12 protein-coding genes are annotated in these 14,205 nt (G+C 68.3%); 3 read left to right on the top strand and 9 right to left on the bottom strand.

Annotated features, from left to right (window positions below; genetic code table 11):
* Position 1 precedes the first annotated feature (1 nt).
* Positions 2 to 2,431 carry a bifunctional salicylyl-CoA 5-hydroxylase/oxidoreductase gene (locus tag AVAK2825_RS18055; RefSeq protein ID WP_284401415.1) on the bottom strand — a complete coding sequence of 810 codons (2,430 nt, stop codon included), beginning with the start codon at positions 2,429 to 2,431 and terminating at the stop codon, positions 2 to 4.
* A gap of 117 nt (positions 2,432 to 2,548) precedes the next feature.
* Here AVAK2825_RS18055 and AVAK2825_RS18050 point away from each other — a divergent pair, with 117 nt between their 5' ends.
* The 3 genes from AVAK2825_RS18050 to AVAK2825_RS18040 all read left to right on the top strand — a co-directional run bounded on the left by AVAK2825_RS18050 (position 2,549) and on the right by AVAK2825_RS18040 (position 4,996).
* Entirely contained in the window at positions 2,549 to 3,838 is a 1,290-nt protein-coding gene (locus AVAK2825_RS18050) for a class I SAM-dependent methyltransferase (protein WP_284401413.1), read from the top strand.
* A gap of 60 nt (positions 3,839 to 3,898) precedes the next feature.
* A complete protein-coding gene (locus AVAK2825_RS18045) occupies positions 3,899 to 4,222 on the top strand; it encodes a DUF1840 domain-containing protein (RefSeq protein WP_284401411.1) in 324 nt (107 codons plus the stop codon).
* A gap of 363 nt (positions 4,223 to 4,585) precedes the next feature.
* A complete protein-coding gene (locus AVAK2825_RS18040) occupies positions 4,586 to 4,996 on the top strand; it encodes a structural protein P5 (protein ID WP_272567044.1) in 411 nt (136 codons plus the stop codon).
* A 36-nt stretch (positions 4,997 to 5,032) separates the two neighbouring features.
* Here AVAK2825_RS18040 and AVAK2825_RS18035 read toward each other — a convergent pair whose 3' ends face one another.
* From AVAK2825_RS18035 to AVAK2825_RS18000, 8 genes are all read right to left on the bottom strand, one after another.
* Positions 5,033 to 6,043: a Bug family tripartite tricarboxylate transporter substrate binding protein gene (locus AVAK2825_RS18035; RefSeq protein ID WP_502870564.1), complete on the bottom strand. Its 1,011-nt coding sequence runs from the start codon at positions 6,041 to 6,043 to the stop codon at positions 5,033 to 5,035.
* Between the two features lie 263 nt (positions 6,044 to 6,306).
* A complete protein-coding gene (locus AVAK2825_RS18030; RefSeq protein ID WP_284401408.1) occupies positions 6,307 to 7,296 on the bottom strand; it encodes a tripartite tricarboxylate transporter substrate-binding protein in 990 nt (329 codons plus the stop codon).
* Positions 7,297 to 7,479: 183 nt separating this feature from the next.
* Positions 7,480 to 8,727, bottom strand: a complete 1,248-nt coding sequence (locus AVAK2825_RS18025; protein ID WP_272567046.1) for a phenylacetate--CoA ligase family protein — start codon at positions 8,725 to 8,727, stop codon at positions 7,480 to 7,482.
* Positions 8,728 to 8,834: 107 nt separating this feature from the next.
* Positions 8,835 to 9,644, bottom strand: a complete 810-nt coding sequence (locus AVAK2825_RS18020) for an ABC transporter ATP-binding protein (protein WP_272567047.1) — start codon at positions 9,642 to 9,644, stop codon at positions 8,835 to 8,837.
* A gap of 206 nt (positions 9,645 to 9,850) precedes the next feature.
* On the bottom strand, positions 9,851 to 11,176 hold the full coding sequence (locus tag AVAK2825_RS18015) for an ABC transporter substrate-binding protein (protein WP_284401404.1): 1,326 nt from the start codon (positions 11,174 to 11,176) through the stop codon (positions 9,851 to 9,853).
* 53 nt (positions 11,177 to 11,229) lie between these two features.
* Positions 11,230 to 12,306, bottom strand: coding sequence for a branched-chain amino acid ABC transporter permease (locus AVAK2825_RS18010; RefSeq protein WP_284401403.1), 1,077 nt, complete (start codon positions 12,304 to 12,306; stop codon positions 11,230 to 11,232).
* Between the two features lie 150 nt (positions 12,307 to 12,456).
* Complete coding sequence (locus AVAK2825_RS18005; protein ID WP_272567053.1) at positions 12,457 to 13,386, bottom strand: branched-chain amino acid ABC transporter permease; 930 nt, start codon at positions 13,384 to 13,386, stop codon at positions 12,457 to 12,459.
* A 16-nt stretch (positions 13,387 to 13,402) separates the two neighbouring features.
* Positions 13,403 to 14,188 (bottom strand): ABC transporter ATP-binding protein, encoded by a 786-nt coding sequence (locus tag AVAK2825_RS18000; protein ID WP_284401399.1) that lies wholly within the window; start codon positions 14,186 to 14,188, stop codon positions 13,403 to 13,405.
* Positions 14,189 to 14,205: the final 17 nt, after the last annotated feature.

The raw sequence follows: 14,205 nt of genomic DNA, 5'->3' as shown, positions 1-14,205 counted from the left end.
TTCAGTCCAGGGTATCGTTTGCTATTGTTTTAATAGCGATATGCCCTAGTACCGATTGTGCTGGGGCCTGTTTTTGCTTGGAGGCCTCGCGCAGCAGCTGGTCGCGGCCCGGGCCGTAGGGGCGCGGCCAGTGCACGTGGCGGCTGGCCGTCTCGCCCAGTTGCGCGGCGGCGTGCAGCGTCCAGGCCGGGTCGGCCAGGTGCGGGCGGGCGAGGGCGCAGAGGTCGGCGCGGCCGGCGGCGATGATGCTGTTGGCATGGTCGGCCTCGCTGATGGCGCCCACGGCCATGGTGGCGATCTCCACCTCGTTGCGGATGCGGTCGGCGAACGGCGTCTGGTACATGCGCCCGTACACCGGCCGGGCGGCGCGCGTGGTCTGGCCGGAGGAGACGTCGATCAAATCGCAGCCCGCGGCCTTGAACCACCGCGCCATCGCCACGGCGTCGTCCGGCGTGGTGCCGCCGGGCGCCCAGTCGTGGGCCGAGATGCGCACGCTCATCGGGCGCTCGGCGGGCCACACGGCGCGCACCGCGGCGAACACTTCGAGCGGATAGCGGCAGCGGTTTTCCAGGCGGCCGCCGTAGTCGTCGGTGCGCTGGTTGGTGAGCGGGCTGATGAAGCTGGCCAGCAGGTAGCCGTGCGCGCAGTGCAGCTCCAGCCAGTCGAAGCCGCAGGCGGCGGCGCGCCGGGCGCTGGCCACGAAGGCGGCGGTGAGCGCTTCCATGTCGGCGCGCGTCAGCGCGGCGGGCGTCTGGTTCTGCGGGCCGTAGGGCAGGGCGCTGGCGGCGCGCAGCGGCCAGTTGCCGTGCGGATCGCCCTCGGGCAGGGGCTCGTCCGTGCCCTCCCAGCCCACGCGCGTGGAGCCCTTGGGGCCGCTGTGGCCCAACTGCAGGCCGATCTTGGCGCGGCTGCTGCCGTGCACGAAATCCACGATGCGCGTGAAGGCGGCCTGCTGCGCATCGTTCCACAGCCCGGTGCAGGCGGGGGTGATGCGGCCGTCGGGCGTGGGGCTGGTCATCTCCACCATCACCAGCGCCGCGCCGCCGAGGGCGCGGGCGCCCAGGTGCACCAGGTGGAAGTCCTGCGGCACGCCCTCGACCGCGCTGTAGGTGGCCATGGGCGAGACGACGATGCGGTTATCGAGCGTGAGGCCGCGCAGCGTGAAGGGCGTGAGCATGGGCGGCACCGCGGCGCCGCTGTCGCCGGGCACGCCGGCGGGTGCCGGGGCCGGCGCCGCGCCGACCGTGGGACGCGCCTGGGCCAGCCAGGCCTCGTAGCCCTCCAGCCAGCGCGCATCGCGCAGGCGCAGGTTCTCGTGGCTGATGCGCTGGCTGCGCGTGAGCAGCGAATACGCGAACTGCTCCACCGGCAGGCGGCTGTAGCGCGCCACGTTCTCGAACCACTCGGTGGAGTTGCGCGCGGCGTTCTGGATCTTGAGCACCTCGACGCTGCGGCGCGCCTCATAGTCGTGCAGCGCCTGCTCCAGGGTCGCGCCGGTGGCCAGGGTCTGGGCCAGGTCGATGGCGTCTTCCAGCGCGAGCTTGGTGCCGCTGCCGATCGAAAAATGCGCCGTGTGCGCGGCATCGCCCATCAGCACGATGGGCACGGCCTTGCCGGCGATGGTTTCGCGGTGCACCCAGGTGCGGCAGATCACGCGCGGAAAGCGGATCCAGTTGGCCGAGCCGCGCAGGTGCGTGGCGTTGCTGATGAGCGCATGCCCGCCCAGGTAGGGCGCGAAAAGCCGCTCGCAGAAGGCGATGGCCTCGGGCTGCTCCATGCGATCCAGCCCGTGGGCCTGCCACACGGCCTCGGGCGTCTCGACGATGAAGGTGGAGGTGTCGGCGTCGAACTGGTAGGCGTGCGCCTGGAACCAGCCGTGCTCGGTCTCTTCGAACGCGAAGGTGAAGGCCTCGAACTTCTGGTGCGTGCCCAGCCACACGAAGCGGCACTGGCGCAGGTCGATGTCGGGCTGGAAGACCTCGGCATAGCGCGTGCGGATGCGGCTGTTCAGGCCGTCGCTGGCGATCACCAGGTCGGCGCCGTAGCGCGCGGCGAGCGCCTGGTCGTCGGCCACGTCGGTCTCGAACACCAGCTCCACGCCCAGCGCCAGGCAGCGCTCCTGCAGGATGTTGAGCAGCCGCTTGCGCCCGATGCCGCAAAAGCCGTGGCCGCTGGAGCGCACGCTGCGCCCGCGCAGGAACACCGCCACGTCGTCCCAGTGGTTGAACGCGTCGCCGATCTGCGCGGCGGTTTCGGGATCGGCCGCCTGCAGGTTGGCCAGCGTCTGGTCCGACAGCACCACGCCCCAGCCGAAGGTGTCGAACGGCCGGTTGCGCTCCACCACCACGACGCGGTGCGCCGGGTCCTGCCGCTTCATCAGCAGGGCGAAATAAAGGCCGGCGGGACCACCGCCGATGCACAGGATGTTCATGTGAAAACAGTTTAGGCTTAAACGAATTGCTGTCAATGGGGCCTGTGCCGATCGGGCGCGCCCGTGTCGGACAACGGCCATTGACGAGGCGTTGGGGCGGTTCAAGAATCGACGGCCATGAAACCGCTGCTGCACGCCCTGCAAGCCCGGCTGGAATCCCTGCCGGTGGACCTGTCGCTCGAACTGCCCGGCGGGCAGCGGCTGGGCCGCGCGCAGGCCCCGGTGGCGCTGCAGTTCCGCGACCGCCGTTCGCTGGCGGCGCTGCTCTCGGGCGAGGTGGGCGACCTGGGCGCGGCCATCGTCGAGGGGCGCGTGCGTTTCGAAGGCCGCATGCGCGACCTGGTGGCGGCCGCCGCCGCGCTGCTGCACGGCGACCCGGCGCGCGAGCAGGCCGGCTGGTGGACACGCATGATGGCCCGCGCCCGCTCGCGCGCGGTGCACACCATCACGCGCGATGCGCAGCACGTGCGGTTCCACTACGACCTGTCCGACGACTTCTATGCCCTGTGGCTGGACCCGCGCCGCGTGTATTCGTGCGCCTACTACCGCGACGGCGCCATGGACCTGGCCCAGGCGCAGGAGGCCAAGCTCGACCACATCTGCCGCAAGCTGCGCCTCGCGCCGGGCCAGCGCTTCCTGGACATCGGCGCGGGCTGGGGCGGGCTGCTGCTGTGGGCGGCCGAGCACTACGGCGTGGACGCCACCGGCATCACCCTGTCGCGCAACCAGCACGCGCACGTGTCGCGCCTCATCGCCGAGCGGGGCCTGTCGGGCCGCGTGCGCATGGAACTGCGCGACTACCGCGAACTGCAGCACCCCGAGCCCGCGCCGTTCGACCGCATCGCCTCGGTGGGCATGTTCGAGCACGTGGGCCGCGCGCACATGCCCGATTACTTCGCCACCGTGCGCCGGCTTTTGCGGCCCGGCGGGCTGCTGCTCAACCACGGCATCACCTCGGGCGGCGTGGACAACGCGCAGCTGGGCGCCGGCCTGGGCGACTTCATCGAAAAGTACATCTTCCCGGGCGGCGAGCTGCTGCACGTGAGCGCCGTGCTGCACGACCTGGCGGCCAGCGGTCTGGAGATGGTGGACACCGAAAACCTGCGCCCGCACTACGCGCGCACGCTCTGGGCCTGGTCCGACGCGCTGGAGGCGCGGCTGCAGGAAGCGCTGCGCGTGCTCTCGGCCGGGGTCGGCGCGCCGCAGGGCGAGCGTGCCCTGCGCGCCTACCGCCTCTACCTGGCCGGCAGCGCCATGGGATTCGAGCGCGGCTGGATGGCCCTGCACCAGATGCTGGCCGCCCGGCCCGACGGCGACCTGGCCACCGGCGCCCTGCGCGGGGCCCAGTCGGACTATCCTTTCACCCGCGACTACATGCATGCACGCACCGGCCCGGCCGGGCATTGACGGCTGCAAGCCACCCCATCACCCCTACCTACCCACCCTCACCAAGGACCCTCGCCACCCATGCTGTACAAGTTCAAATCCCGCGCCACCGCCGACGTCATCATGCTGGAGGCCAACGGCCGCCAATTGCTGCAGATCATGGGCAAGTCCACCGACCCGCACGGCATCGTCACCGCCGCGCAGATCCCCGCCGCGCTCCAGGCACTGGAAGCCGCCGTTGCGGCCGACGACGCCAAGGGCCGGCCCGATGCCGACGAGGCGCAGGGCAGCGAGGACGACGATGCGGGCGAGCGCCCCGACACCGTGCGCCTGCGCCAGCGCGCGGCGCCGATCATCGACATGCTCAAACGCAGCGCCGCGGAAGGGCACGACGTGGTCTGGTGAGCCAGGCCAGGCCAGGCCGGACCGGCGCTGCGGCAGGCCGCCACGAGGCCGGGCACGCGGGCGTCGGCCGCGGCACGCAAGGCCATCCTGGCAGCGAGGGTGAAGACCAGGATGGAAGCCGGCATGCCGGATTTTTCAGCCGCGAAAGTTTCGAATTTCCGCAGCGCGGCACCCGTGGTGCCGATCGGGCGGGCCTGGCCTTAAAAGTTCTGAAACCTGCTTCAGCGCGGCATGGAAAGCGTGAATTTCAGGACCCGCGCGCCTACAGTTCGAGTCCGAAGCCAGGGGTCGAGCGACCGACACGCGAGACCCGGGGCCCACCGCCCACTGTGGGCACCATACCCTGCGTTCTCACCGCTTTTCATGTTGACCCTCGTTCCGCGCGGCATCCGCAACCACAATCCCGGCAATATCGTGCGCGACCACATCGGCTGGCGCGGCATGGCCGAGGACCAGTCGGCCGACCCCCGGTTCGTGGTGTTCTGCGAACCGTACTGGGGCCTGCGTGCCATGGCCCTGCTGCTGCGCAACTACCAGGCCAAGTACCAGCTGTGCACCATCGACGGCATCATCCGCCGCTGGGCGGCCTGCGGCGAGTGCGACCCCTGCGACTACGTGCGGCAGGTCGCCGGCAGCCTGGACATCAGCCCGCACGCCTTCATCTGCCTGAACGCCGCGACCCTGCCGCCGGTCATGCGCACCATCGTGCAGCTGGAAAACGGCATGCAGCCCTACCCGGATGGGTTGATCGCCCGGGCGGTCAGCGGGTACTGAGCACCCACTGGGGGGCGTGCCCCCCTCCACCGCGATTCAGTCCACCTTCGCTCCCGACGCCTTCACCACCTTGGCCCACTTGCGGTGTTCGCTGTCGATGTGTTTGGCGAAGTCGGCCGGCGAGTTGCCGCCGGGGATCGCGCCCTGCGCCAGCAGGCGCTCCTTGACGGCCGGGGTGGCGAGGGCCTTGGCGGTTTCCTGCTGGATGCGGGCCACGATCTCGGGCGGGGTGCCGGCGGGGGCGAGCAGGCCGAACCACGAGCTGGCCTCGTAGCCCTTGAGATCCGGGCCGCCGACCTCTTCCACCGTGGGCACGTCGGGCAGGGCGGGCGAGCGGTGGGCGCTGGTCACGGCCAGGGCCTTGAGCTTGCCGGCCTTGATCTGCGCCATGGAAGACGGCAGGTTGTCGAACATCACGTCCATGTTGCCGCCCACCAGGTCCAGCAGCGCGGGGCCGGAGCCGCGGTAAGGCATGTGCAGCATGTAGGTGCCGGTCATGCTCTTGAACAGCTCGCCGGCCAGGTGGATCGAGGTGCCGTTGCCGCTCGATGCCATGTTCAGCTGGCCGGGGTGCGCCTTGGCGTAGCGGATGAAGTCGGGCACGGACTGGATGCCCAGCGCGCGCGCCTTGTCGGCGTTGATCTCCATCACGTTGGGCACGGCCGCCACCAGGGTGATGGGCACGAAGTCCTTGATGGGGTCGTAGGGCAACCTGCTGTACAGCGCGCGGTTGATGCCGTGCGTGCCGACCGTGCCCATCAGCAGGGTGTAGCCGTCGGCCGGCGACTTGGCGACCACTTCGGCGCCGATGTTGCCGCCCGCGCCGCCCCGGTTGTCCACGATGAACTGCTGGCCGAAGGCACGGCCCAGCTCGGGCGCCACGGCGCGCGCCAGGATGTCGGTGGTGCCGCCGGGGGCGAACGGCACAACGATGCGCACCGGCTTGGTGGGCCACGCGCCGGACTGGGCGTGGGCGCCGGGCATGGCATTCCAAAGGCCGGCGGCCAGCAGCAGGGCGGCGAGCGCCAGTGCGCGGCGGCGCGGCATGGCCAGGGGCTGTCGAAGGGTCTTGGACGGGGTGGCGGAAAAGCGCATGGGGATCGGTCCTTGGGGCTGGCGTTCAATCCCCCGTTGTAGGCCCCGCTGCGCGAGGCGGGCAGAGGGATGACCCGTAGGCCGGAGCGCGTTCCACGCCTCGCAAATGAGCGCCCCAAGAAAAAACCGCCCGGGGCGCAAGGCCTGGGGCGGTCGGGGCGAATCGCGGGCACTGCGTGCGGCGCAGTGCCCGGTCGGTCAGCCGGTCCGTTGGATCAGTCGGCGTAGGTGCCGGCGGCCTTGATGATGGGGCCCCACTTGTCGATCTCGGCCTGCACGAACTTCTTGTGCTCGGCGGGTTCGACGCGCTGGTCGGCCGCCACCACGGCGCCCAGGCCTTCCTGCTTCTTGATGAAGTCGGGGTCCTTCAGCGCGGCCTTCAGGGCGTCGTTGAGCTTCTTGAGCACGTCGGCGGGCGTGCCCTTGGGCGCGTACAGGCCGTGCCAGATCGTGACCTGGAAGTCCTTGACGCCGGACTCGGCCAGCGTGGGCAGGTCCTTGAGGGATGGCGTGGTGAGGCGCTTGGGCGTGGTGACCGCGTAGGCCTTGACCTTCTTGGCCTCGATCTGCGAGGTGGTGTTGGTGGTCTGGTCGCACAGCAGGTCGATCTGGCCACCGATCAGGTCGGTGATGGCGGGTGCCGTGCCCTTGTAGGGCACGGGGGTCATCTCGACCTTGATCGCGCTCTGGTACAGCAGGCCGCACAGGTGGGACGCGGCACCCAGGCCCGCATGGCCCAGGTTGATCTTGCCCTTGTTCTGCTCGATCCAGGTGGCCAGTTCCTTGTAGTTGTTGGCGGGCAGCGTGGGGCGGGCGATGAGCGTCATGGGCACGTCGTTCACGACGCCCAGGTATTCAAAGTCGTTGGGCACGCTGAACGGCAGCTTGCGGTACAGCGCCGGCATGGTGGCCATGGCGATGTGGTTGAGCAGCAGGGTGTAGCCGTCGGCACTGGCGCGCGCCACCTTGGCGGTGCCGATGCTGCTGCCTGCGCCCGCGGCGTTGTCGATCACCACGCTCACCCCACCCAGCGGCTTGCGCATGGCCTCCGCCAGATCGCGTGCCACGCGGTCGGTCGGGCCACCGGCGGCGAAAGGAACGACGATCGTGACCGTCTTGTCCTTGGAGGGAAAACCCTGCGCCTGCGCGCCGAAAGCGGCGGCAACAGCAACGGCCACCAGTGCGGTCTTGAATGTAGTTTTCATGAGGTTCCTTTGAAAAGACGCGCCATGATAGCCACGGGGTTTTACACCGCCATCAAGGTAATTACTTAGCAGTAACGTGTAGGGGTTTAAAGGTTTATAGGCTTGCAGTGCTTGTCTATATTGGTTTTTAAGCTATTGATATAGGAGCAATGGGCGCGGCGATCCGGTGGGCGGCCGCCGGGCTCATCGATAGCTGCGTGCGTCCTCGATCACACGGCCGTCGTTGGGCAGCGTGCCGGGGGCCACCATCTCGACCTCGCCGCGCAGCTTGGTCTGCTCGCGCATCGCCTCGGCCAATTGCACGGCCAGGCCGGCGGCGGTCTCGGTGGTCTCCACGCGCAGGAGCATCTGGTCGCTGGCCATCTCGCCGCTCACCACCAGGCGCGCGCGCAGCACCTGCGGAAAGCGCCGCACGATGTCGGCCACCTGGCCGGGGTGCACGAACATGCCGCGCACCTTGGTGGTCTGGTCGGCGCGGCCCATCCAGCCCTGGATGCGGGTGTTGGTGCGGCCGGTGGGGCAGGTGCCGGGCAGCACGGCCGAGAGGTCGCCCGTGCCGAAGCGGATCAGCGGGTAGTCGGGGTTGAGCGTGGTCACCACCAGTTCGCCCACCTCGCCTTCGGGCACCGGGTCGCCGGTGCCGGGCCGCACGATCTCCACGATCACGCCCTCGTCCAGCACCAGGCCTTCGCGCGCGGTGGTTTCGTACGCGATCAGGCCCAGGTCGGCCGTGGCATAGCACTGGTAGCCGGCCACGCCGCGCCCGGCCAGCCAGTCGCGCAGCGAGGGGGGAAACGCCTCGCCCGAGACCAGGGCCTTGCCCACGCTGGGCAGCGGCGTGCCCAGCTCGGCCGCCTTGTCCAGCAGGATCTTGAGAAAGCTCGGCGTGCCGATGTAGCCCGCGGGTTTCAGTTCGGCCATGGCCTGCACCTGCTGCTCCGTCTGGCCCGTGCCGCCCGGGAACACCGAGCAGCCCAGCGCATGGGCGCCGGTTTCCATCATCGAGCCGGCGGGCACGAAGTGGTAGCTGAAGCTGTTGTGGATCAGCTCGCCGGGCCGAAAGCCGGCGGCGTGGATGGCGCGCGCCATGCGCCAGTAGTCGCGCCGCGTGCCCTCCGGTTCGTACAGCGTGCCGGGGCTGGCGAACACGCGCGGCATGGCGGCGCCGAACGACAGCGCGCTGAAGCCGCCGAACACGTTGGTGGCGCGGCCTGCCTGCTGGCGCGCGAGCAGCTCGTGCTTGCGCGTGACCGGCAAGGTGGCCAGCGCCTGGCGCGTGGCGATGCCCGCCGGATCGATGCCCTGCAGGATGCCGGCGAACGCGGGCGAGGCCCGCTGCGCATGCGCCACCTGGGCCGGCAGCGCGGCCATCAATGCGCTTTCGCGGGCTTCGGGCGGGCGGGTTTCGAGGTCGTCGTAGAAAACGCTCATGGATATACCTCCGGGGTGCACGTTCTGGGCGTGCTGGGGATGGGAGACAGGCAAACGGTGGGCTGGACTGCGCCGCGCGGTCGCGGCGCGCCGGATTCGCGGTGGACCTAGGCCAGCCAGCGCTTGCGGCGCTTGTAGCTCTTGACGTCCTTGAAGCTCTTGCGCTCGCCGCCGCCGACGCCCAGGTAGAACTCCTTCACGTCCTCGTTGTTGGCCAGGTCGCTCGCCGCGCCGTCCATCACCACGCGGCCGCTTTCCATGATGTAGCCGTAGTCCGAGTATTTGAGCGCCATGTTGGTGTTCTGCTCGGCCAGCAGGAAGGTCACCTTTTCCTTGGTGTTGAGGTCCTTCACGATGTTGAAGACCTCCTCCACGATCTGCGGCGCCAGGCCCATCGAGGGCTCGTCGAGCAGCACCATGCTGGGGTTGGCCATGAGCGCGCGGCCGATGGCGCACATCTGCTGCTCGCCGCCCGAGGTGTAGGCGGCCTGCGAGGTGCGGCGGGTTTTCAGGCGCGGGAAGTACGCGTACACCTTCTCCAGGTTGGCCGCGATCTCGGCGCGGCTGGTGCGGGTGTACGAGCCCGTCATCAGGTTCTCTTCAATGGTGAGGTGGGCGAAACAGTGGCGCCCCTCCATCACCTGCACCACGCCGCGCTGCACGAGGTCGGCGGGCGAGAGGTTCTCGATGCGCTCGCCCCGCAGCTCGATGCTGCCCTTGGTGACCGCGCCGCGCTCGCCCTGCAGCAGGTTGGAGATGGCGCGCAGCGTGGTGGTCTTGCCCGCGCCGTTGCCCCCCAGGATGGCGACGATGCCGCCCTCGGGCACCTGCAGCGAGACGCCCTTGAGCACGAGGATCACGTGGTTGTAGATGACCTCGATGCCGTTGACGTTCAGAACGATGTTTCTGGGTTCCATGGTGTTGCCTTCGCTGTGCCAATCGAAAGCGCTGCGGTGCAACGCTTTCGATTGGCGGCTGTGAACACAGCCTCAAAAAACCGGCGCGCCCCACGCCAGCAGACGCCGCGCAAGGGCCGCCCCGCGGCGCTGGCGTCGTCCCCCTTCCGCTTCGCGCAGCGAAGCCAGAGAAGGGGGAAGCCGCGCAGCGGCTCAGGGGGTTGTCCTTAGCTCTGGCAGTCGGCCGCATCCCGCCGCGTCATCTTCTTGTCGGCCAGGTACTTGTCGGAGCCGGCCTTGATCATGGGCTTCAGGATCTGCTCGTCGGCCTGGTACCAGTCGGAGGAGAAGTCCCACTTCTTGCCGTCCCAGGTGTGCACGCGCGACCAGGTGGAGCCCATGTGGTCGGAGCAGCTCGTGGACAGCGGCCGCATGATGCCGTTGAAGCCCAGCGCGTCGAGCTTCTTCTGATCGAGCGCGAGGTTCTCCATGCCCCAGCGCACCTGCTCGCCGGTCATGACCTTGCCCTTGCCGAAGCGCTCCTGCGCGCGGCGCACGGACTCGACGGCCAGCATCTGGATGATCACGCCGCGCGTGTACAGCACCGAGCCCACCTCGTCCTTCGGCCCTGTGCCCTGGCCCTTGTCGTGCACGTTCTTCAGGATGTCCTGGATCACCTTGGACTGCGTGCCGTAGCCGTTCAGCGCCAGCGCGTGGTAGCCCTTGGCGCCTTCGCCCACGTCGCGCACGTCCGGCTCGGCGCCGGCCCACCACACGCCATAGAGCTTGTCGCGCGGGAAGCCCGTGGCCTGCGCTTCCTTCAGGGCGGTGGAGTTCATCACGCCCCAGCCCCACAGCAGCACGTAGTCGGGGCGGCTCTGGCGCACCTGCAGCCAGGTGGCCTTCTGCTCCACGCCGGGGGCGGTCACGGGCAGCATCTGCAGTTCGAAGCCGTGCATCCTGGCGCGCTCCTGCAGCACGGGAATGGGCTCCTTGCCGAAGGGGCTGTCGTGGTAGACCAGCGCGATCTTCTTGCCCTTGAGCTTGTCCAGCCCGCCGGCCTGCTTGCCGATGTGCTGGATCAGGATGTCGGCGCCCGTCCAGTAGCTGCCCATGAAGGGGAAGTTCCACTTGAAGGCCATGCCGTCCTGCGCGACCGACAGGCCGTAGCCCAGCGTCATCAGCGGGATCTTGTCCACCGGGGCTTTCTCGGTCAGCGCGAAGGTGATGCCGGTGGCCTGCGGATCGAACAGTGCCACGCCGGGGCGGCCCTTCAGGCGCTCGTAGCACTCCACGCCGCGGTCGGTGGCGTAGCCGGTCTCGCATTCCTCGAACGTGAGTTTGACGCCGTTCACGCCGCCATCGCGCGCGTTGATCATCTTGATGTAGTCCTGCTTGCCGTTGGCCCACGGCACGCCGTTGGGCGCATACGGCCCCGTGCGGTACGACAGCAGCGGAAAGAACTGCTCCTTGGCCTGCGCGACGGCGCTGGTCGCCACGGACACACTGCCTGCCGCCACGAGGGCGGCGATCACGAGTTTCGAAAGCTTCATTTGTCTCTCCTTGGAAATTGAATGGATTGAAGCGCGGGGGGGAACCGGGTGGATCAGTGTGGGAAGGGCCACAGGCGCAGCTTTTGCTTGGCGGTGGACCACAGCTTGGCCAGGCCGTGCGGCTCGACGATGAGGAACCACACGATGAGCGCGCCGAAGATCATCAGCTCGGCGTGCGACACGCCGGCCGTGGAGATGTTGATGCCGAACAGGCCCATCAGCGCGGGCAGGAACTGGTTGAGCACGATGGGCAGCACCACGATGAAGGCCGCGCCGAAGAAGCCGCCCATGATCGATCCCAGCCCGCCGATGATCACCATGAACAGCAGCCGGAACGACACCTCCACCGAGAACGCCGCGGGCTCCCACGCGCCCAGGTGCACGAAGGCCCACAGCGCGCCGGCCATGCCCACGATGAACGAGCTGACGGCGAAGGCGCTGAGCTTGGCGTACATGGGTCGGATGCCGATCACCGCGGCGGCCACGTCCATGTCGCGGATGGCCATCCACTCGCGGCCCACCGCGCCGCGCACCAGGTTCTTGGCCAGCAGCGCCACCACCACGAGCAGGGCGAGGCAAAAGAGGTACTTGGACTGCGCGCTCTCCAGGGCCAAGCCGAACACCTGCAGTCCGTTGACCGACACCGAGCCCGAGTCGGAGTTGTTGGTGAACCACTTGATGCGCAGGAACATCCAGTCGCTGAAGAACTGCGCTGCCAGCGTGGCCACCGCCAGGTACAGCCCCTTCACGCGCAGGCTGGGCAGCCCGAAGAGGATGCCGAAGAACGTGGCGCACAGCCCGCCCAGCACGATGGCCGGAATGAGCGGCAGCCCCGGCACGCGCACGAAGAAGTTGTAGGCCCCGTAGGCGCCCACGGCCATGAAGGCCCCCGAGCCCAGCGAGATCTGCCCGCAGTAGCCCACGAGGATGTTCACGCCTAAAGCGGCCATGGACATGATGACCAGCGGGATCAGGATGGCGCGGAAGAAATAGTCGCTCGCCAGCATCGGCACGGCGATGAAGGCCACGGCGAGCAGCACCACCATGGCGATGCGGTCCTGCGCGATGGGAAAGATCTGCTGGTCGGCGCGGTAGCTGGTCTTGAACTGGCCGTTTTCGCGGTAGAGCATGGCGTGTCTCCTGTGTTCTTGTGATGGGTCAGGCGCGATCGATGATCTTTTGCACGGGGGCGCACCTGCGGTGCCACGCGGCGCCTTCGGCCCCGCTGACAACGCGCGGTGCGCGTTGTGCCTCCTTCGAAAAATTATTGGTCGCGTACTTCATACGCGATCAATAATTTTTTCTCCGAACAAGCCCTGGGGCCTGAAGAGGAGAAAGACCAGTGCCAGCACATACGCGAACCAGATCTCGATGCCCCCGCCCACGAACGGCCCCAGGTACACCTCGGAGAGCTTCTCGCCCACGCCGATGATCAGTCCGCCGATGATGGCGCCCGGCACCGAGGTGAGGCCGCCCAGGATCACCACCGGCAGTGCGCGCAGCGCCACCGTGGTGAGCGAGAACTGCACGCCCAGCTTGCTGCCCCAGATCATTCCGGCCACGAGGGCCACCACGCCCGCCACGCACCACACGATCACCCAGATGCGGTTGAGCGGAATGCCGATGGACTGCGCCGCCTGGTGGTCGTCGGCCACGGCGCGCAGCGCGCGGCCGGTGGAGGTCTTCTGAAAGAAGATGCTCAGCAGGATCACCAGCCCCGCGGCGATGGCGGCGGCGATCACGTCTTCCTTGTTGATGAGCACGCCGCCCTCGAACATCGACTCGAGGGCGAAGATCGGCTCCTTGGGCATGCCGATGTCGATCTTGTAGATGTCGCTGCCGAACATCGTCTGGCCCAGGCCTTCGAGGAAGTAGGTGATGCCCAGCGTGGCCATGAGCAGCGTGGCGCCTTCCTGGTTGACCAGGTGGCGCAGCACCAGCCGCTCGATGCACCAGGCCACCACGAACATGAGCGCGCCGGCCAGGACGAAGGCCGCGATGCCGGCCAGCAGCCGGCTGTCGATGCCCGTCCATTGGGGAATCCATTCGGACAGCCGGGCCATCGCGAGCGCCGCGAACAGCACCATCGCGCCCTGCGCGAAGTTGAAGACGCCCGAGGCCTTGTAGATCAGCACGAAGCCCAGGGCCACCAGCGAATACAGCATGCCCGCCATCAGGCCGCCGATCAGGGTTTCGAGAAAGAAAGCCATGGTGTGTGTTCTCCGGTCAGTGCGAGGTGCCGAGATAGGCGCTGATCACGTCGTCGTTGCTGCGCACTTCGTCGGGCGTGCCGTCGCCGATCTTCTTGCCGTAGTCGAGCACGACCACGCGGTCGGAGATGTCCATCACCACGCCCATGTCGTGCTCGATGAGCACGATGGTGGTGCCGAACTCGTCGTTCACGTCGAGGATGAAGCGGCACATGTCCTGCTTTTCCTCCACGTTCATGCCGGCCATGGGCTCGTCCAGCAGCAGCACCTGCGGCTCCATGGCCAGGGCCCGGCCCAGGTCCACGCGCTTTTGCAGGCCGTAGGGCAATTGGCCCACGGGCGTCTTGCGCCAGGCCTGGATCTCCAGGAAATCGATGATGCGTTCGACGAACGCGCGGTGGCGCATCTCCTCGCGCTCGGCCGGGCCGATGCGCAGCGCCTGCAGGAAGAGGTTGCTCTTGATCTTGAGGTTGCGCCCCGACATGATGTTGTCGATCACGCTCATGCCCTTGAAAAGCGCCAGGTTCTGGAAGGTGCGCGCCACGCCCATCTCGGCCACCTGGCGCGAGTTCATGTGCGAGAACGTCTTGCCCCGGAAGGTGATGGAGCCGTCCTGCGGCGCGTAGACGCCGTTGATGCAGTTGAGCATCGAGCTCTTGCCTGCGCCGTTGGGGCCGATGATGGCGCGGATCTCGTGCTCGCGCACGTTGAACGAGATGTCGGTGAGCGCTTTCACGCCCCCGAACCGCAGGCTGATGTTCTGGACGTCGAGGATGACGTCGCCGATCTTCTTGGTGGTCATGGTGGGGTCTTGCGGCG

It is taken from the genome of Acidovorax sp. SUPP2825 (genome assembly GCF_030158995.1).
In the GTDB taxonomy this organism is placed as follows: Bacteria; Pseudomonadota; Gammaproteobacteria; order Burkholderiales; family Burkholderiaceae_C; genus Paracidovorax.
Note: the sequence above shows the minus strand (reverse complement) of the source record. Positions and strands in the feature narration are given on the sequence as shown.